The organism is Pyruvatibacter mobilis, assembly GCF_012848855.1.
In the GTDB taxonomy this organism is placed as follows: Bacteria; Pseudomonadota; Alphaproteobacteria; order CGMCC-115125; family CGMCC-115125; genus Pyruvatibacter; species Pyruvatibacter mobilis.
Genome location: NZ_CP051630.1, coordinates 3186047 through 3204485, shown reverse-complemented (window position 1 = coordinate 3204485; position 18439 = coordinate 3186047). Strand labels below are relative to the sequence as shown.

14 protein-coding genes are annotated in these 18439 nt (G+C 64.4%); 7 read left to right on the top strand and 7 right to left on the bottom strand.

Annotated features, from left to right (window positions below; translation table 11 throughout):
- Positions 1–14: 14 nt before the first annotated feature.
- From rlmH to HG718_RS14965, 6 genes are all read left to right on the top strand, one after another.
- Entirely contained in the window at positions 15–479 is a 465-nt protein-coding gene (rlmH, locus tag HG718_RS14990) for a 23S rRNA (pseudouridine(1915)-N(3))-methyltransferase RlmH (protein WP_160586417.1), read from the top strand.
- A gap of 135 nt (positions 480–614) precedes the next feature.
- Positions 615–2087 carry a hypothetical protein gene (locus tag HG718_RS14985; protein ID WP_160586416.1) on the top strand — a complete coding sequence of 491 codons (1473 nt, stop codon included), beginning with the start codon at positions 615–617 and terminating at the stop codon, positions 2085–2087.
- On the top strand, positions 2074–3348 hold the full coding sequence (locus HG718_RS14980; protein ID WP_160586415.1) for a murein hydrolase activator EnvC family protein: 1275 nt from the start codon (positions 2074–2076) through the stop codon (positions 3346–3348). The genes HG718_RS14985 and HG718_RS14980 overlap by 14 nt, the downstream gene beginning before the upstream one ends.
- A gap of 100 nt (positions 3349–3448) precedes the next feature.
- A complete protein-coding gene (locus tag HG718_RS14975; protein ID WP_160586414.1) occupies positions 3449–4783 on the top strand; it encodes a S41 family peptidase in 1335 nt (444 codons plus the stop codon).
- A gap of 215 nt (positions 4784–4998) precedes the next feature.
- Positions 4999–6228: a divergent polysaccharide deacetylase family protein gene (locus tag HG718_RS14970; RefSeq protein ID WP_160586413.1), complete on the top strand. Its 1230-nt coding sequence runs from the start codon at positions 4999–5001 to the stop codon at positions 6226–6228.
- A gap of 37 nt (positions 6229–6265) precedes the next feature.
- Complete coding sequence (locus HG718_RS14965; RefSeq protein WP_160586412.1) at positions 6266–6754, top strand: RNA pyrophosphohydrolase; 489 nt, start codon at positions 6266–6268, stop codon at positions 6752–6754.
- A 21-nt stretch (positions 6755–6775) separates the two neighbouring features.
- Here HG718_RS14965 and HG718_RS14960 read toward each other — a convergent pair whose 3' ends face one another.
- The 6 genes from HG718_RS14960 to HG718_RS14935 all read right to left on the bottom strand — a co-directional run bounded on the left by HG718_RS14960 (position 6776) and on the right by HG718_RS14935 (position 13028).
- Positions 6776–7588 carry a ferritin-like domain-containing protein gene (locus tag HG718_RS14960; protein WP_160586411.1) on the bottom strand — a complete coding sequence of 271 codons (813 nt, stop codon included), beginning with the start codon at positions 7586–7588 and terminating at the stop codon, positions 6776–6778.
- Between the two features lie 189 nt (positions 7589–7777).
- Positions 7778–8173, bottom strand: coding sequence for a F0F1 ATP synthase subunit epsilon (locus HG718_RS14955; protein ID WP_027839652.1), 396 nt, complete (start codon positions 8171–8173; stop codon positions 7778–7780).
- 20 nt (positions 8174–8193) lie between these two features.
- Positions 8194–9618, bottom strand: coding sequence for a F0F1 ATP synthase subunit beta (gene atpD, locus HG718_RS14950; RefSeq protein ID WP_027839651.1), 1425 nt, complete (start codon positions 9616–9618; stop codon positions 8194–8196).
- Positions 9619–10028: 410 nt separating this feature from the next.
- Positions 10029–10907, bottom strand: coding sequence for a F0F1 ATP synthase subunit gamma (locus HG718_RS14945; RefSeq protein WP_027839650.1), 879 nt, complete (start codon positions 10905–10907; stop codon positions 10029–10031).
- Between the two features lie 31 nt (positions 10908–10938).
- Complete coding sequence (gene atpA / locus HG718_RS14940; RefSeq protein ID WP_027839649.1) at positions 10939–12468, bottom strand: F0F1 ATP synthase subunit alpha; 1530 nt, start codon at positions 12466–12468, stop codon at positions 10939–10941.
- Positions 12468–13028 carry a F0F1 ATP synthase subunit delta gene (locus HG718_RS14935; RefSeq protein WP_027839648.1) on the bottom strand — a complete coding sequence of 187 codons (561 nt, stop codon included), beginning with the start codon at positions 13026–13028 and terminating at the stop codon, positions 12468–12470. The genes atpA and HG718_RS14935 overlap by 1 nt, the downstream gene beginning before the upstream one ends.
- Positions 13029–13576: 548 nt before the next feature.
- Here HG718_RS14935 and HG718_RS14930 point away from each other — a divergent pair.
- Positions 13577–16063 carry a putative bifunctional diguanylate cyclase/phosphodiesterase gene (locus HG718_RS14930; protein ID WP_160586410.1) on the top strand — a complete coding sequence of 829 codons (2487 nt, stop codon included), beginning with the start codon at positions 13577–13579 and terminating at the stop codon, positions 16061–16063.
- A 3-nt stretch (positions 16064–16066) separates the two neighbouring features.
- Here HG718_RS14930 and HG718_RS14925 read toward each other — a convergent pair whose 3' ends face one another.
- Complete coding sequence (locus tag HG718_RS14925) at positions 16067–18310, bottom strand: primosomal protein N' (RefSeq protein WP_244617563.1); 2244 nt, start codon at positions 18308–18310, stop codon at positions 16067–16069.
- Between the last annotated feature and the right edge of the window lie 129 nt (positions 18311–18439).

The window sequence follows — 18439 nt, the reverse complement described above, 5'->3', positions numbered from 1 at the left end:
GTGAGACGACCTCAATGCGCATCACCGTTTGCGCCATAGGGCGCATGCGCGACAAGAACGAGCGCGCCCTGGCGGATGAGTACCTGGCCCGCGCCACCACGCAGGGCCGCAATCTCGGCATCACCGATGTCTCGGTCATCGAACTGGAGGCCCGGAAAGACAGCGACCAGGAGGCCGAAGCGCTTCTGGCGGCTGTGCCGGACAATGCCGTGATCATCGCCATGGACGAGCATGGCGGCCAGAAATCCAGCCGCGACTTCGCCGCCTGGCTCGATACGCTCAAGGATGACGGCAACCGCGACATCGCCTTCCTGATAGGCGGGGCGGACGGGCATGGCCGTGCGGTACTGGACAGGGCCCGGGCAAAACTGTCGCTCAGCGCCATGACATGGCCGCATATGCTGGCAAGGATCATGCTGCTCGAACAGATATACAGGGCCATATCCATTCTTTCCCGCCACCCCTATCATCGCGATTGATGAAAAGTGAGTCGGCGCCGCACAGGGCAGCGCCGCACATCCGCATCACCATAACCAATGAGACTTTTCGGCCGATCCAGACAAGGCGGCTCCGGGTCCGTAGAGGACGGGCCCGCGCGTCCGCTCGTAATTGCGTTGCTCCAGGGATGGGGCGCGGGCGCAGCGGATGCGCGCCTGCCTGCCTTCAGTGCCCGCACACCGGCCTTCAACCGCCTGGCACGCAGAGCCGCGGCAACCACCCTGACCCCAGCCCCTGTGCCCGCAAGCCTGGCAACCGGCCTCACCGCCATCGCTGAAGGCCAGGAGCCTCAGGACCCCCGCGCCCGCCTCGACGCGCTGATGCGTGCGGATGGCGGGCTGATGGCGGATCGGGGGTTCAGCGCCTTCGCCCATGACCTCAGCCGTATCGGCGGTGATTGTCACCTTCTTTGCTGCCTGACACCTTCGGGCATCGAGGGGTTTACGGCCCATGCCGCCCGCATTGCCGCGACGCTTGCCTATGAAGGCATCCGCGTCTGGGTGCACGCGATCCTGGACGGACGAGACAGTGCCCCCGATGCGGCCCTCAAGGCCATGCACGAGTTCCGCGAAGATGTGGCCGGCGTCGAGGGCGTTCAGTTCGCCACCATCTCCGGCCGTGCCTTTGCCCTCGATAGCACCGCGGACGACAAGGCGCTGGCCCTCGTGCGCAACGCAATGGTGGACGCAGACCCGCAGACCCGCGACGGTCTCGGGCAGTTCATCGATGCGCAGAACCGGGGCGGCATCAATGATGGCGACATCACCCCGATGGCGGACATCGCCTATCCCGGCATGCGCGGTGATGATGCGCTGTTGGTGCTGCATCCGCAGGCCGAAGGCATGACGCCGCTCCTGCGCACCCTGCTGCCGGAAGGCGGCCTTACCATTCCGGCAAGCCGCCCCGTGACCCTGTCTGCCTGTCGCCGCGTGATCGGCTGGACCCAGTCAGCACCGCCGTCCCTGCCTGCAAGCCGCGCTGCGGCGTTGCAGCCCTTGCTGACGCTTGAGCCCCTTCAGCCCCGCCTGCCATCCGTGCTGCGCGATGCAGGCCTCACCGTCGCCATGGCTGTGCCGCAGGCCCAGCACGGCCTGTGGGCGGAAAGCATGGAGGGCTGCCGCCTCGCCGCCAGCCGCGCTGTCCCGGCGCCCACGGCCCTTGATGTGGCGGATGCTGCGGTCCAATGGATCAAGCAGGGTGAAACCGATGTGATCTTTGCCCTGCTGGGCGGCGTGCCCGCCTCAGCCCGCAGTCTGGGCACCATGGCTTCGGGCTCGGCAGCCCGCCGCATTGTCGAGCAGCAGGACAAGGCGTTGGGCCGCCTTGCGGCCATTCTCGAACGCCGCGGCGGTACCCTCGTCGCCATGGGCACCGACACGAGCCTTGCCGCCGCCAGCGCCCTGCCCTTGCTGATCCATGGCGGTGCGGTGACGCAGGAGACGCCCCTTGCAACCGGCACCCTTGCCAATGTGGCACCCACCCTGCTGGCACTGGCCGGCCTGCCGCTGGAGGTCATGCCGCACCGGGACACTGGCGGCATATCGACGCCGTTACTGACGCTGCCGGAGGGGCTGGATGCGGCATCCTGAACGGGGACGGGTCCGGATTGCGGGACACCCCGCCCCCTTGCGCGTGCTGGGGGCACTCATCCTGCTTCCGTTCCTGGCACTGGCTGCCCCGGCGCAGGAAACCCGCGTCGATCCCAGCCAGGCTGAAGAACTGCTGGAAGTGGAGCGCGCCCTGGACGGGGCGGAGATCTCCCGCGATGAGGCACAGACACGTGCCCGCGCCGCCGCCCGCATTGTCCGCCAGTTGCAGGAGCAACTGGTGGCGGCCGGTGACCGCGCTCAGGCGCTTGAAAGCGCGATTGCCGACCGGGCCGGACATCTTGATGGCCTGACCGCTGCCCGCGCCGTTAGCGAGGCCATCCTGGCCGCCCGGCGGGAACAGCTCGTGGAAGCCCTCGCCGCCCTGCAGCGCCTCGACTTGGACCCGCCGCCGGCCCTGCTGGTGAACCCGCAGGATGCTCTCTCAGCTGCCCGCGGGGCCATCCTTCTGGGTACGCTGGTGCCGGAACTCAAATCGGTAGCCGACGAAATCTCGGCCCAGATCCGCGCCCTCGACGATCTCACCCGCACCATTGAGGCAGAAAGCCGCCAACTGGCCCGGGATGCAGAAGCCCTGGAGGCCGAACAACGCCGGATTGACGAATTGCTGGTGGCAAAGCGCGAAGAAGAGCTGGTGACGACGGCGGACGCCAGACGCGCAGCTGAACGCTATGCAAGCCTCGCCGGGCGCGCCAAGTCCCTGCGTGACCTTCTGGGCGGGCTTGAACGCGACGTGCCGACCGTGGCGGCCCTGACACCCGATCTGGCTGAGGAAGCCGTACGGCCGGATTTTGCCAGCCTGCGCGGCCATCTGCGCAGCCCGGCCTCCGGGCGCATAGTGCGGGCCTTCGGGGCAGAGGATCTGAGTGGTGACGAGATACAGGGACTGAGCCTTGAGGGGCGCCCGCGTGCCCAGGTCGTAAGCCCCGCGGATGCCGAAATCGTGTTTGCGGGCCCGTTTCGCAGCTATGGCAACGTGTTGATAATCACACCGGGCGACAATTACCTTATCGTCCTGGCCGGCCTGGCGGAGATTTATGCGACACCGGGCCAGCAGGTGCTTGCCGGGGAACCCGTCGGACGGCTCCCCGAACAAGCCGCCAAGACCGGACAGGGCCCCAGAACGGGCAGAGGAACCGCCGGGGATGCCAGCCGCGGCCCGCTGCTCTATATTGAACTGCGAAAAGACGGTGCCCCCATCGATCCGGCACCGTGGATCAGATTTGCGTCCCGTCCGGCCTGAGCCCATCTTCGGGTGGCCACATTTCGGCGGAACTGTATGCGCAAGAGGCGGCGGCCATTCCGGCATGCCGGCCGGACAGGAAGACAAAGGGTAGCTTATGATGCACCGGACGGTGATTGCAGGAGCAGCGGGCCTTGTGAGCCTCGCTCTTGTGGGTGTTTTTGCGTTGGATGCCGGTCCCTCCCGCGGCGGTGCGGAAGCAGCCAGCTCCGAAACCTACCGGCAGCTTGACCTTTTCGGGGACGTGTTCGAACGCGTCCGCGCTGACTATGTGGAAGAGCCTGTCGACAGCGAACTGATCGACAATGCCATCAACGGCATGCTGACCTCGCTGGACCCGCATTCGAGCTACCTCAACCCCAAGACCTTCCGCGACATGCAGGTGCAGACCCGCGGCGAGTTTGGTGGCCTCGGGATCGAGGTCACCATGGAAGAGGGCTTTGTGAAGGTGGTGGCGCCGATCGACGACACCCCGGCTGACAAGGCGGGCCTCCAGGCCAATGACCTGATCACCCATCTCGACGGCGACCCGGTGCTCGGCCTGACCCTTTCCGAAGCGGTCGAGAAGATGCGCGGGCCGGTCAACGCACCCATTACAGTTACCGTGGTGCGCGAGGGCAAGACCGAGGCCTTCGACGTAACCATCGTGCGCGATATCATCCGCATCAAGTCGGTGCGCTACAAGCGCGACAACGGTGTGGGCTATATCCGCATCACCACCTTCAACGAGCAGACCGCCGACGGCGTGCGCGCGGCCCTGAAGGACATGGCGGATGTGCCGGGCTACGTGCTCGACCTTCGCAACAACCCGGGCGGTCTCCTGGATCAGGCCATCGAAGTGTCTGACATCTTCCTAGAGCAGGGCGAAGTGGTGTCCACCCGCGGCCGCTATCCGGAAGATACCCAGCGCTACAATTCACGGCCCGGCGACCTCGCCAACGGCAAGCCCGTTGTGGTGCTGGTCAATGGCGGCTCCGCCTCAGCATCGGAGATCGTTGCAGGTGCGCTGCAGGATCACGAGCGCGGCGTTGTCATCGGCACCCGTTCCTTCGGCAAGGGGTCCGTCCAGACCATCATTCCGCTTGGCTCCGACGGTGCCATCCGCCTCACCACGGCGCGCTATTACACCCCTGCCGGCCGGTCGATCCAGGCCAAGGGCATCGCGCCGGACGTGAAGGTCGAGCAGAACGTCGAAGAGGACAAGGACATCCGCACCACGGGCGAAGCAGGCCTCGCAGGCCATCTTGCCGGGGACGATGACGACGAAAAGGGTGGATCCTCCGCCTACGTGCCGGAAGACCCGAAGGACGATTTACAGCTGATCTATGGCCGTGACCTCGTGCTCGGCAAGCGCAGCTTCGACCGCAACAACCCGGCGGCAACGCCGACGGCCAAGGCAGGCACGTCCGGTGCCATGGAGCCGATCCCCAACTAGGAGGGTAGGCTCACAGCCTGACAATCCGTTCATCAAACGCGGCCCCGCTGACAGAAATGTCACGCGGGGCCGTTGCTTTTGCAGCGCCGGCCACCGGCAGACTGGACCTTGACGGGACAAGCCCTTATGCCAGCACGCGTGTTCGGGTTATTCTCCCGGCAGGGTCAGTTTCCGCGTAAGCCCACCTGATTGCTCACCCATTTCTTTTCAGGCAGATGACCGCCTTATCCCCCGACACCGATCCGGCCGAAACCGCCAGCGACGAGACGGATGCCCCGCGCAGCCGCCTCAACCCGCTCGCCATCGCCGTTTTCACGCTGGCGGTGATCATCGGCGGCCTGCTGGTCTGGCTGTCCTTTACGGGTGGCCCGCAGCCGGGACAATTCGTGGTGCCCCTCAACACCGAAGGCGGCGGGGGCCGCACCATCCTGAGCGGCGATACGGTGACCGCCCCGCCGCCTCCCCAGGTGCTGGATGGCACGGACACGCCGCCGACTGACACGGCACCGCCGCCCGATGAGCCAGTGGTGGTGGCTGCGCAGGACGCGGCAGAACCCGGAGACACGGCTGACGCATCTGCTGAACCAGGTGGCCTGCAGGAGATCGGCAGCCTGGAGCCGCTGCCCCTAGGCGCGCCCCTGCGCGAGGCACCGATCGCGGGCCTGTTCGAAGAAACTGACAACGGCCTTCTGCCGATTATCAGCGGCGATGGCGCCCGTGCTGTTGCAAGCTACGCACGGCCCTTCACCAAGCCTGCCACCGGGGTCGAAGCCCGGCCGCGCGTGGCGATCCTGATCACGGGTTTCGGCCTCAACCGCACCTTTGCCGAGCGCGCACTGGAGCAGCTTCCAGCGGACATCTCGCTGGGCTTCACACCCTATTCCGGTGACCTGCAGAACCAGATCAATGCCGCCCGCGTCGACGGACATGAAGTGGTGCTCGAGCTTCCCATGGAGCCGTTCAACTATCCTGACAATGATCCCGGCCCCTACACCCTGCTGACGAGCCTGCCGGAAGACGCCAATCGCAAGCGCCTGGAATGGCTGCTGGCGCGCGGCACCGGATATTTCGCTACCGTCAACCGCCAGGGTGGCCGCTTCCTCTCTGAAACAGACGCTCTGTCGCCCATCCTCACCGCCCTCAAGCTGCGGGGCCTTGGCTTCATCGACACCGGGAGCACGGTCCGCAGTGCTACCGTGGAAAGCGTTCCGGAAGCAGGCTTCGACTGGGCCAGGGGGAGCCAGGTAATCGACGCAACGAAGTCACCGCGCCAGATTGACCAGGCCCTGAAGGAGCTGGAGGACAGCGCGCGCCAGTCCGGCATGGCGCTGGGCATAGGCACCGCCCTTCCCGTTACCGTGGAACGCGTTGCCATGTGGGCTGAAAAACTGGATGCCAAGGGCATTGATCTGGTACCAGTCTCCGCGGTGCTGGCAGACCGCTGAGCACCCTTCCGCGTACACCCGACCCGGGGCCTCCTGCATGACGTCTCTTCCCTACCGCCCCTGCGTGGGCATCATGCTGCTCAACAAGGACGGAAAGGTCTGGATCGGCCGCAGGGCCGTGGACCGGGTGGTGCAACAGGACGAGCCCGGCTCCTGGCAAATGCCCCAGGGCGGTATAGACGCGGGCGAGGACCCGCTGCCCGCAGCCTTGCGTGAGCTTGAGGAAGAGACCGGCATTTCCCAGGTGGACGTCATCGGGGAAAGCGATGGATGGTTCAGTTACGACCTGCCGGCGCATCTGCTGGGCAAAGCGCTGAAAGGCAAATATTGCGGCCAGAAGCAGAAATGGTTCGCCATGCGCTATCTCGGCAGCGATGACGAGATCGATCTGTCACAGGCCGAGGACGACGAGTTCGATGCCTGGCGCTGGGAAGATGCCCAGGTGCTGCCCGACCTCATCATCGAGTTCAAGCGCCCGGTCTATGAGCAAGTGATAGAGGCTTTCGCCCATCTGACGGGGAAGTAACTCCCCGCCCGCGCGTTACCGTCAGGCTGCGTCAGCCAACCGCTTGGCGTGGGTCGAAAAGCCCCACCAGACGACCGAGGTCAGGGGCTTGGCCACCCGCGGGCCGATACGGATGCCGCAGGCATTGGCAATCATCGCAACAAGCCTGTCAGTGTGGCGGCGCTGGTACAGGCCAAGCGCGCGGGCCTGGTAGGCCTTGGCGCAGCCCTCTCGGTCATAATCCGCGTTCGGACGGTTTGCGCAGTAATAGGCATAGGACAGCTCATCATCGTCCGCCTCGCTGACACGCCCGAGAGCGATCTTCAGCCGGCGCAGCTTGGACGGCACATCCGTTTCGTAGCGCTGGAAGTGGTCGTAGAAGAGCTTGTAGTGATTGAACTCATCACGGGCGAGGCGGCCTGCGATTTCCTTCAGCACCGGCTCATCACTGGCATCGCGGATGGCGGAATAAAATGACGACGTGCCCGTCTCAACCACGCAGCGCGCGAGCAACTCACCGCCGCGGCTGCCGCGCGTTGATTCTTCCACATCCTGCGGAATGGAATAGCCGTCCTGGAACTCCTTGAGAGCCTTGTCGAAGGAGAAACCGGGATCGGCAAGCTCGGCCCAGCGCGCAAGGGCTGCCCCGTGCTGCTCTTCCTCCGCACCCCAGCGTTCCAGCTCGTCGAGCATGGCCGGGTCATCGGCGAAAACGACGCTGAGATAGCTCACATAGTCAGGCGCATTGGCCTCCACCAGCGAGGCGGCCTTCACCGTACGCAGGAGGTCGGCATCGACCTTGGCGGCGTCGAAGGCCTGCCAATCGATATCGTCGAGCGTCCAGTGCTGGCTCATATGTCTCTACCCCGTTGAGATCTCTGTTGCGCCGGCCCGCTCCCCCAAGCCCCTCGAACCGTGCCGCTTGATATAATAAACCCGCCTGGACGCATAGATGTCCAGACGGGTTTATCGACATTCTTTCTGGGGATTTCCCAAGCCGATCAAGCACCTGGCGGTATCTTGCGGCTGTCCGGGAGCTCCCGTCTAGAGTGCGGACCGCAGCTGCCGGAGATGGTTGAGCTTCGTTTCAGCCCGCATCCGCGCGGCATCCGTCGACGCATCATCCAGATCTTCCTGGGCATTCTGGATTTCCTGGTCCAGCGCAGCCGAATCCAGCTCATCCAGCGGCACGGAATGCTCAGCCAGAAGCGTCAGGCCTTCCGCGTTCACTTCCGCAAAGCCACCACGCACGAAAAGGCGGGTTTCCTCGCGGCCGTTCTGAACGTCCACAACGCCGGGGCGCAGGGTGGTCATGAACGGGGCATGTCCCGCCATCACACCGAAGTCACCCTCGGCACCCGGCACGGTTACCATGTCCGCATCCGCAGACATCAGCAGCCGCTCCGGGCTTACGAGTTCAAAATGCAGCTTGTCAGCCATCAGCTTTTACCAGTCGCCCCTTACGCGGCTTCCGCGGCCAGACGCTCGGCCTTCTCGACGGCGCTCTCAATGGTGCCGACCATGTAGAAGGCTGCTTCCGGCAGGTGGTCATAGTCACCGTCGCATAGCGCCTTGAAGCCCTTCACGGTGTCCTTGATGTCCACGAGCACGCCCGGGGTGTTGGTGAACTGCTCGGCCACGAAGAACGGCTGCGACAGGAAGCGCTCGATCTTACGGGCGCGGGCCACCGTCAGCTTGTCTTCTTCGGAAAGTTCATCCATGCCCAGAATGGCGATGATGTCCTGCAGCGACTTGTACTTCTGCAGGATTTCCTGCACCCGGCGGGCCGTTTCGTAGTGCTCTTCGCCGACAACACGCGGCTCGAGAATACGGCTGGTGGAGTCCAGCGGGTCCACGGCCGGATAGATGCCCTTCTCGGAGATGGCGCGCGACAGCACGGTCGTGGCGTCAAGGTGCGAGAACGACGTGGCCGGAGCCGGGTCGGTCAGGTCATCGGCCGGCACGTAAATGGCCTGCACGGACGTGATCGAGCCCTTGGTCGTGGTGGTGATGCGTTCCTGCAGCGCACCCATGTCGGTGGCAAGCGTCGGCTGATAGCCCACGGCCGACGGGATACGGCCCAGAAGCGCCGACACCTCGGAACCCGCCTGGGTGAAGCGGAAGATGTTGTCCACGAAGAACAGCACGTCCTGGCCTTCATCGCGGAACTGCTCGGCCACGGACAGGCCGGCAAGAGCAACACGGGCACGCGCTCCGGGAGGTTCGTTCATCTGGCCGTAGATGAGGGAGCACTTGGACCCCTCGCCGCCGCCTTCCTTGTTCACGCCGGATTCGATCATTTCCCAGTAAAGGTCGTTGCCTTCACGGGTACGCTCACCGACGCCGGCGAACACGGAGTAACCGCCGTGCGCCTTGGCGATGTTGTTGATCAGCTCCTGGATGAGCACGGTCTTGCCCACGCCGGCACCGCCGAACAGGCCGATCTTACCGCCCTTGGCGTAAGGCGCGAGCAGGTCCACCACCTTGATGCCGGTGACGAGCATTTCGGCTTCCGTGGACTGCTCCACGAATTCCGGTGCTTCGGCGTGGATGCCGCGGCGCTCGGTGAACTGGATCGGGCCGGCTTCATCCACCGGCTCGCCGATCACGTTCATGATGCGGCCCAGCGTTCCCTCACCAACCGGCACCTGGATCGGCGCACCCATATCGGTGGCCTCCTGGCCGCGCACCAGACCTTCGGTCGAGTCCATGGCGATGGTGCGGACGGTGTTCTCGCCCAGATGCTGCGCCACTTCGAGAACAAGGCGGTTGCCGTTGTTGTCGGTTTCAAGCGCGTTCAGGATCGCCGGCAGATGGTCGTCAAAGGTGACGTCCACAACGGCGCCGATGACCTGGGTAATTTTGCCCACTGCGTTGGAGCTCATGGTCTGTGTCCTCGGTCTCGTCTCAGTCTCATGCGGCACGGAAGGTGCCTTGTTTTTTGAAACCGCCGCGGCACGTGCCGATGCGGGGTCGATTTCGGTTGCGGTCGCCTCTATGACCGCTGAACTCGGTGCTGCCGGTGCGGGAAGGGATTTGGGCCCCTTCGGCCGTTGCCGGACAACAAGCTTGAGCACATTGGAAATGCTCTCAAGCAGCGGACGGAGTACCCGCCCAATTCCGTTTTGCTTCGCCACCAACAGCGCCCCCCGGCTTGCTGCCTGGACCCTGCCGGTCTCCCAACCCCGCACGGCCAGTCTTGAACGTGGTCGAAGGGGCTTGGCGCCGCTCTTGTTCGTCTTGGTTCAGTGTGCCGCAACGCGAAGGCCGCAGCACCTGAATTCGGGCGCCTCCGCTAGAGGGCTTCGGCACCCGAAATGATCTCGATGAGCTCCTTGGTGATCTGCGCCTGGCGCGACCGGTTATAGGTCAGCGTCAGCTTGTCGATCATGTCGCCCGCGTTGCGGGTGGCATTGTCCATGGCACTCATGCGTGCGCCCTGTTCGGACGCGGCGTTTTCCAGAAGGGCGCGGAAGATCTGCGTGGTGAGGTTCCGCGGCAGGAGATCATTCATGATCTCGGTTTCTTCCGGCTCGTATTCGTAAGGCGTCGGCTCACCGGCATCATCAGCCCGCTCCGGGATGGAGGCGGGGATGACCTGCTGGCCTGTCGGCACCTGCGTGACGACATTCTTGAACGCCGAGTAGAACAGCGTTGCGACGTCGAACTCGCCGGCCTCGAACATGTCCAGCACACGCTTGGAGACGGTTTCAGCCTGGGCGTAACCGATCCGGCGCACATCGGTGAACTCGAACGTATCCACGATGAGATTGGCGAACTGGCGCTTGAGAATGTCACGCCCCTTGCGGCCCACGCACAGGATTTTCACTTCCTTGCCCTGGGCCAGAAGCTCCTGCGTCTTCTCGCGTGCCAGGCGTGCGATCGACGAATTGAAGCCGCCGCACAGACCACGGTCAGCCGTGGCAACGATGAGCAGGTGCACATCGTCCTTGCCCGTACCCACCAGCAGCGGCGAAGCACCGGCTGACGTCAGCATCGCGCCGCCGAGATTGGCGAGCACGGCGTCCATGCGCTCGGCATAGGGACGCGCAGCCTCCGCAGCCTCCTGCGCCCGGCGCAGCTTGGAGGCTGCCACCATCTGCATGGCCTTGGTGATCTTCTGCGTCGCCTTGACGCTCGCGATCCGGTTGCGAAGTTCCTTGAGGCTCGCCATTGGCTGTTCTCGGTCCTCTTAGCGGCTCAGGTTACGCGAAAGACTTGGCGAAGGCTTCGACGCCTTCACGCAGCTTGGCGTTGGTCTCGTCGGACAGTGCGCCGGTCTCGCGGATCGCGGTCAGCACATCGGCATGCTTCTCGTGGAAGGTGCGCAGCAGCTCTTCCTCGAAGCGGGCAATGTCTGCCACCGGCAGCTTGTCCAGGAAGCCCTGGGTACCGGCGAAGATCACGACAACCTGCTCTTCCATGGCCAGCGGCGAGAACTGCGGCTGCTTGAGAAGCTCGGTGAGGCGCTCACCGCGGTTCAGCAGACGCTGGGTGGTGGCATCGAGGTCGGAACCGAACTGCGCGAAGGCCGCCATTTCGCGGTACTGCGCAAGCTCGCCCTTGATGGCGCCGGCCACCTTCTTCATGGCCTTGGTCTGGGCCGAACCACCCACGCGGGACACCGACAGGCCGACATTCACGGCCGGGCGGATACCCTGGTAGAACAGGTCCGTTTCCAGGAAGATCTGACCGTCGGTGATCGAGATCACATTGGTCGGAATATAGGCGGACACGTCGTTGGCCTGGGTTTCAATCACCGGCAGCGCCGTCATGGAGCCGAGGCCATTGTCTTCATTGAGCTTGGCCGAACGCTCCAGCAGGCGGGAGTGCAGGTAGAACACGTCACCCGGATAGGCTTCACGCCCCGGAGGACGGCGAAGCAGCAGGGACATCTGGCGATAGGCCACGGCCTGCTTGGAAAGATCGTCATAAACGATCAGCGAGTGCATGGAATTGTCACGGAAGTACTCGGCAATCGCGCAGCCGGCGAAGGGCGCCAGGAACTGCAGCGGAGCCGGCTCGGACGCGGTAGCGGCCACAACCACGGAGTATTCCATGGCGCCGTTTTCTTCGAGCGTCTTCACGATCTGGGCGACGGTGGAGCGCTTCTGGCCGACGGCGACATAGACGCAGTAGAGCTTCTTGCTCTCGTCGTCGCCCTGGTTGGCCTGCTTCTGATTGAGGATCGCGTCGATCGCAACGGCAGTCTTGCCCGTCTGACGGTCACCGATCACCAGCTCACGCTGGCCGCGGCCGATGGGGATCAGAGCATCGATGGCCTTGATGCCGGTCTGCATCGGCTCGTGCACGGACTTGCGCGGGATGATGCCCGGCGCCTTCACGTCCACAACGCGGCGCTCGGCGGCATCGATCGGGCCCTTGCCGTCGATCGGGTTGCCCAGCGGGTCAACCACGCGGCCGAGCAGCCCCTTGCCGACCGGCACGTCCACGATGGCGCCGGTGCGCTTGACGGTGTCGCCTTCCTTGATCTGCTGGTCAGAGCCGAAGATCACGACGCCGACATTGTCGGCTTCGAGGTTCAGCGCCATGCCGCGGATGCCGTTCGGGAACTCGACCATCTCACCGGCCTGAACCTTGTCGAGGCCATAGACACGGGCGATGCCGTCACCGACGGAAAGCACCTGGCCGATCTCGGTAACCTCGGCATCGGAGCCGAAGTTCTGGATCTGCGCTTTAAGGATCGAGGAAATCTCGGCGGCTTGAATGTCCATCAACCGGCCTCTTTCATAGCAAGCTTCATGCGATTGAGTTTGGTGCGCAGGGAGGTGTCGACCATGCGGCTGCCGAGCTTGACCACGAGGCCGCCCAGCAGGCTGTCGTCCACCTTGGTGCTGAGCGTGACGTCGCTGCCGGTAGCGGCTTTGAGCGTCTCAGTAAGCTTCTGCACCTGCGCATCGGTGAGGGGGTGGGCGGAAGTGACTTCCGCCGAAACTTCGCCGCGATGCTTCGCGACGAGGGCCTTGTAGGCGCCAATCATGCCTTCCAGCGCGAACAGGCGCCGGTTGGTGGCCACAAGACCCACAAACTTCTTGGTGAGATCAGCCGCGCCGGCACGCTCGAGAATGGCGCCCATGGCTGCGGTCTGTTCGGCACGGTCATAAAGCGGGCTGGAAACGAGATTGCGCAGGTCTGCGCTTTCGCCCATCAGCCGCTCAAGAGCGCCAAGATCACCGGCAACGGCATCGATGGCACCGGACTCCTTTGCGAGGTCGAAAAGAGCACTCGCATATCGCCCGGCGACACCTGAAAAATTCGCGTCTTCGCCTGCCACGTATCTGCCCGCTAGAATTCACTGGTTGGATATTTCGCAACCTTGCCAAGCGCCGCGCGCCCAATGATGCCAAGGCATTGAAATAACGAAGAAAAATCGGTGCTAGCCAAATGTGCGGAATACCCGCCCCCGGCAAAACCGCGCGTTAGGTATCACACCGGTTTCCGCCGTGCAACATAGGGGGCGCGGCGTGCTGACGCACTTACGCCCCGCATAGGCGGATTCCGCTCCCCAGCGCCTGTTGGTCCTCATTTATCCCCGCCTCAATCGGGCTTGTCCGCCCCGGATTGGGCCATATCAGCCGCAGATTTCCGCCATTGAGGCCAATTCGGCCCCTGCGCGGCCACCAATGAGTCGCCCACCCGGAGCCGCCCCTGCCCGCGAACACCCGGCAAGGGTGTGAAATGCACGTAATTTTAATCGGTTGCCGCGAAACTGGGCTCTTGCAGGCGCCAGAAACGCGCCCCCACCAACGCCGCAGGCACAAGCCGGTCAGGGTCAGAAGACGCATGATGAAAGAGGAACCGTGGTCATCAGCCTCCGCACTGATGACCCTGATTAGCACGGCGCTGATCGGTGTACTCATCACCTATGCGTCGGTGCATTTCGCCCGCAATATCGAGCAGGGGTCGACCGAGCAGCGGTTCAGCTTCGCCCGCGAGGAAATGATCGCGGCGATCGAGAACCGCATGCGCTCCTATGAGTCGGTGCTGCGCAGCGGCAATTCAGTGTTCCTTGCCAGCGATGAAGTGACCCGCCGCGACTGGCGTGAATTTCATAACGGCCTGCAGCTGGACCGCCATTTCCCAGGCATCCAGGCCCTCGGCTATTCTGAGTGGGTGAAGCCCTCGGAGCTTGAAGCCTATGAGGCACGGGTGCGGGCTGAAGGCTTCCCCACATTTCACCTGAAGCCCCAGGGCCTGCGGTCGGAATACACTTCCATCATCTACATCGAGCCCATGGACCTGCGGAACCGCCAGGCCTTCGGCTACGACATGTGGTCCCAGGAAACCCGACGGGAGGCCATGTCGCGCGCCCGCGATACCGGCGAGATCACCATCTCGGGCCCCGTCCGCCTGGTACAGGAAATCGATTCCAAGGTTCAGGCCGGCATCCTCATGTATCTGCCGCGCTATGCCACCGAGTTTCCGGCAACTCTGGAAGACCGACGGACCCAGAATCTCGGATTCGTCTACGGTGCCTTCCGCATGGATGACCTGATGGAAGGCATTCTCGGCTCGGACCTGCGTGAAATCGAGATCGAAGTCTTCGACACGACGCGCGCGGACGCTGCCAACCTGCTCTACCAGAGTGACAAGATCGGCAGCGACGAGAAGACGTCCCAGACGCTTGAAGGCACAGACCGGCTGGAAATGTATGGCCGCAGCTGGGAAATCGTATCGCGCAGCAAACCGTCGCTGTTTGCCCGCGACGGCGATGTGGGCCTTACCGAATTCTTCCTGCTCGGCAGCGCAGGCGCCAGCATCTTCATCTTCGTGCTGGTGGCGGTGATGCTGAACACCCGCCGCCGCGCTGCGGCCATCGCAGAAGAGATTACCCAGGACCTCGATGACCGCACCAAGGAGCTGTCGGCCTCCCTGTGCCGGCAGATCATGATCGAAGACGAACTGCGCGTCATGGTCACCAAGGATGTGCTGACCGGGCTTGCCAACCGCACCGCCTATGGCGAGTGGCTGGAGGATGTCCGCGCTCACCTGGAGGAGGCCGAAGGAAGCCCGGCTCTGGCCGAAAGCGATACCTCCGCAGCCGATGATGAAAGCGGGCAGGACAGCGAAGCCCCGCAGGGCCCCTGCTATGGCCTGATGATCCTCGACCTCGACCGATTCAAGACGGTCAACGACACTCTTGGCCACCTGAAGGGCGATGAACTGCTGGCGGCTGTCGGCAATCGTCTTCATACGGAGCTTCCGTCGGGCCTGCGCATCGCGCGGCTGGGCGGGGACGAGTTTGCAATCCTGGTGGAGGAAGACGAGGAGCGCAGTCGCGCACTTGCCCTGGCCGAAGACATCATCGCCCTGTTCCAGTCACCCTTTGCCTGCACCAACCGGCCCATCAAGACGGCCTGCAGCATCGGCATCGCCTTCATCGACGCCGATTGCACAGACCCGCACCGCGCAATGTCGCACGCGGATATCGCGCTTTACCGCGCCAAGGCCATGGGCCGCGCCCAGGTGCGCATCTTCGACAAGGAACTGGAAGCCGACATGGTGCGCCGTGCCTCCATTGAGGATGCCCTTGACGGTGCGCTCGACCGGCGCGAGTTCCACCTCGAATACCAGCCCAAGCTCGACGCCAATGGCGGCACCGTGGTCGGCGCCGAAGTGCTGCTGCGCTGGATCCACCCGGAACTCGGTTTCGTGCCCCCGGACATGTTCATTCAGACAGCGGAAGAAACTGGCGACATCGAAGCCATCTCCGAATGGATCCTCGATGAGACCTGCCGCCAGTTGCGCAGCTGGATGGATGACGGGGTGACGGACATTCCGCTCGCCATCAACCTGTCATCGCAGCAGCTTCAGTCATCGAACCTCGCCGACAACATCGCCCGCACCTTGCGCAAGTACGATGTGCCTGCGGACCGGCTGGATATCGAGATTACCGAGAGCATGCTGATCGCCGATTTCGAAGCGGCCCATTCGCAGATCGAGAAGCTGCGTCAGATGGGCATCAGGATCGCGCTGGATGATTTCGGCACCGGCTACTCGTCCCTGTCCTACCTGCACCGGCTGGAAGTGGACGTGCTGAAGATCGACCGTTCCTTCGTCAACAGCCTCGACAAGCCGCAGTCACGCCTCATCGTGCAGTCGATCATGACCCTGGCCAAGACCCTGAACCTGCGTACGGTGGGTGAAGGGGTCGAAACGCTGGACCATGCCCGTTTCCTGCGCGCCAATGGCTGCAACGAGATGCAGGGCTGGCTGTTCAGCAAGTCCCTGCGCGCGGGCGATTTCGAGGAATGGCTCAAGTCCGGCGTCAACATGCCGATCGCCGCCAAGATCGCCGTGGTGCAATAACGGCTAAAGAAAGCTCTGCGGGTCCACATCCACCGCAAGCCGCACCGCGTTGGGCACCTTCACCGCCCCCAGCCACGCCCGCACATACTTCTGCACCGGAAAATCCCGCACCGTCTTCAGCAGGAAGCGCATGCGATACCGCCCGCGCAACAGTGCAATCGGCGCAGGCGCCGGACCGAGCACGCGCACCCCCTCCGCCTGCGGCGCGGCCCGCACAAGCTCCCGCGCAACGTCCATCACCTGGCCCTGTTCCGGGCCGGACAGGATGACCGAGACTAGACGGCCAAAAGGCGGCATGCCTGCCGCGTGCCGTTCATCGGCTTCCTGCTCCAGAAACCGGTCCCGGTCTCCGGCGATCAGCGCCTGCATCACCTTGTGGTGCGGCATGTAAGTCTGCAGCAGCACGCGCCCCGGCTTTTCGCCACGGCCCGCGCGGCCGGCAACCTGGTGCAGCAACTGGTAGGTCCGCTCCGCCGCCCGCAGATCCCCCCCCGTCAGGCCGAGGTCGGAATCAACGACGCCGACCAGGGTGAGGTTGGGGAAGTTGTGCCCCTTGGCGACGACCTGTGTGCCGATGACGAGATCCACTTCCTGCCTCGTGATCTGCGCCATGGCTTCCTGCGTGGCAGCAGGCCCATGCAGCAGGTCACTCGACAACACCGCCAGCCGTGCCTCGGGAAACCGCTCCGCCGCCTCCTCTGCGATCCGCTCCACCCCCGGCCCACAGGCGGCCAGTGAATTCTCCGTGCCGCATTCCGGGCACGCATGGGGCGTTGGCGCGCGCGTGCCGCAATGATGGCATTGCAGCTCCTTGCGGAAGCGGTGCTCCACCAGCCACGCATCGCAATTGGGACACTCGAACCGGTGCCCGCAGGTGCGGCACAGGGTGAGCGGCGCATAGCCCCTGCGGTTCAGGAACAGCATCGCCTGATTGCCGGCAGCCAGCGTGTCGCCGATCGCCATCACCAGCCGGTGCGACAGCCAACGGCCGCGCTCCGGCGCATCCGCCCTGAGGTCGACCGCCTCCACATCCGGCAGCCGCGCCGCGCCATGACGTTCCGGCAGGACGAGCCGCTGATAGCGCCCGCGCTGCACATTGACGACGGTTTCAAGCGACGGCGTTGCGGAGGCCAGCACCACCGGAAACCCGCCCAGCGATGCCCGGGCCACCGCCATGTCACGGGCATTGTAGATCACGCCTTCCTCCTGCTTGAAGGCAGCTTCATGCTCTTCGTCCACGACGATGAGGCCAAGCTCCGTGAACGGAAGAAACAGTGCGGACCGGGCCCCGACAACCACCCGCGCGCGTCCCTCGGCAACGCCGCGCCAGATGCGGCGGCGCTCCTTCTGGCCGAGATCCGAATGCCACGGGGCCGGTGCTGCCCCGAAACGCGTCTCAAAGCGCTTGAGCAATTGCGGCGTCAGCGCGATCTCGGGCAGCAACACAAGGACCTGCCGCCCCTGACGCAACGCTTCGGCGATTGCCTCGAAATAGACCTCCGTCTTGCCGGCGCCGGTGACCCCATCCAGCAACGTGGCCGAAAATCCCTGCCCGATACGCTGCGCCAGATCAGCGGCGGCCTGCGCCTGCGTGTCATTCAGGCGTGACGCACCGGCTGCCGAGCCATCCGGGGCAGCCAGCGGCTCGGGAAAAGGCGCTTCACCCGGCATGTCGACGGCTTCAAGCGCCCCGGCGTCGACCAGCCCCTTCACCACCCCGGTACCAACGCCGGCCATATCGGCAATTTCGCGGGCGGGCCGGGCCAGCTCGGGACCGGTGTCGTGCAACATCTCCAGCACGCGTTCACGCTTGGGCGTCATCCGCGCCGGCTTGTGTCCGCTCAGGCGGTAGCCGGTGACCCGGGGAGACGGCTCCAGTGCCTGTGGCACCCGCATCGCCAGACGCAACACAGCGCCCGGCGCAGACAGGGTGTAGGCGGCCACCCAGTCCACGAACTGGCGCAGCATGTCGGGCATGGGCGGCGCGTCAAATCGACTCACGACAGCCTTGAGGCGGGCGGGGTCTATCGGCTTTGTCTCGGCCGTATCCGGCAACGGGTCCCACACCACCCCCGTTACCTCGCGGGGGCCCAGCGGCACGCGGACAAAGTCTCCCGGCCGCAGATCAAGGTCATCCGGCACCAGATAATCGTATGCCCCCGGCAGCGCGAGCGGCAGCAGCACCCGCGTGGTGCGCGGGGTTTCTCCGGGGGCGAGGTCCATATCAAGGGTCGGCTGCTGGGCCATTTGATCCTGTGCCGGGTTGGCGGGGGCGAATCCCATACCGTACAGTCTAACGAACACAAGAGATTCGTTTTGCCGCTGCCTTTGGCCGCTGTCGGCCACGCCCCCCGAAAGATCACCATGCGGGGCGCC

What these genes read in the sequence shown, in the direction of transcription:
- HG718_RS14955 (WP_027839652.1), bottom strand. Translation starts at nt 8,173, where the DNA reads ATGGCTGACAAGCTGCATTTTGAACTCGTAAGCCCGGAGCGGCTGCTG.
- HG718_RS14930 (WP_160586410.1), top strand. Translation starts at nt 13,577, where the DNA reads ATGACCCTGATTAGCACGGCGCTGATCGGTGTACTCATCACCTATGCG.
- HG718_RS14965 (WP_160586412.1), top strand. Translation starts at nt 6,266, where the DNA reads ATGACGTCTCTTCCCTACCGCCCCTGCGTGGGCATCATGCTGCTCAAC.
- HG718_RS14970 (WP_160586413.1), top strand. Translation starts at nt 4,999, where the DNA reads ATGACCGCCTTATCCCCCGACACCGATCCGGCCGAAACCGCCAGCGAC.
- HG718_RS14945 (WP_027839650.1), bottom strand. Translation starts at nt 10,907, where the DNA reads ATGGCGAGCCTCAAGGAACTTCGCAACCGGATCGCGAGCGTCAAGGCG.
- HG718_RS14925 (WP_244617563.1), bottom strand. Translation starts at nt 18,310, where the DNA reads ATGGCCCAGCAGCCGACCCTTGATATGGACCTCGCCCCCGGAGAAACC.
- atpD (WP_027839651.1), bottom strand. Translation starts at nt 9,618, where the DNA reads ATGAGCTCCAACGCAGTGGGCAAAATTACCCAGGTCATCGGCGCCGTT.
- HG718_RS14960 (WP_160586411.1), bottom strand. Translation starts at nt 7,588, where the DNA reads ATGAGCCAGCACTGGACGCTCGACGATATCGATTGGCAGGCCTTCGAC.
- rlmH (WP_160586417.1), top strand. Translation starts at nt 15, where the DNA reads ATGCGCATCACCGTTTGCGCCATAGGGCGCATGCGCGACAAGAACGAG.
- HG718_RS14980 (WP_160586415.1), top strand. Translation starts at nt 2,074, where the DNA reads ATGCGGCATCCTGAACGGGGACGGGTCCGGATTGCGGGACACCCCGCC.
- HG718_RS14975 (WP_160586414.1), top strand. Translation starts at nt 3,449, where the DNA reads ATGCACCGGACGGTGATTGCAGGAGCAGCGGGCCTTGTGAGCCTCGCT.
- atpA (WP_027839649.1), bottom strand. Translation starts at nt 12,468, where the DNA reads ATGGACATTCAAGCCGCCGAGATTTCCTCGATCCTTAAAGCGCAGATC.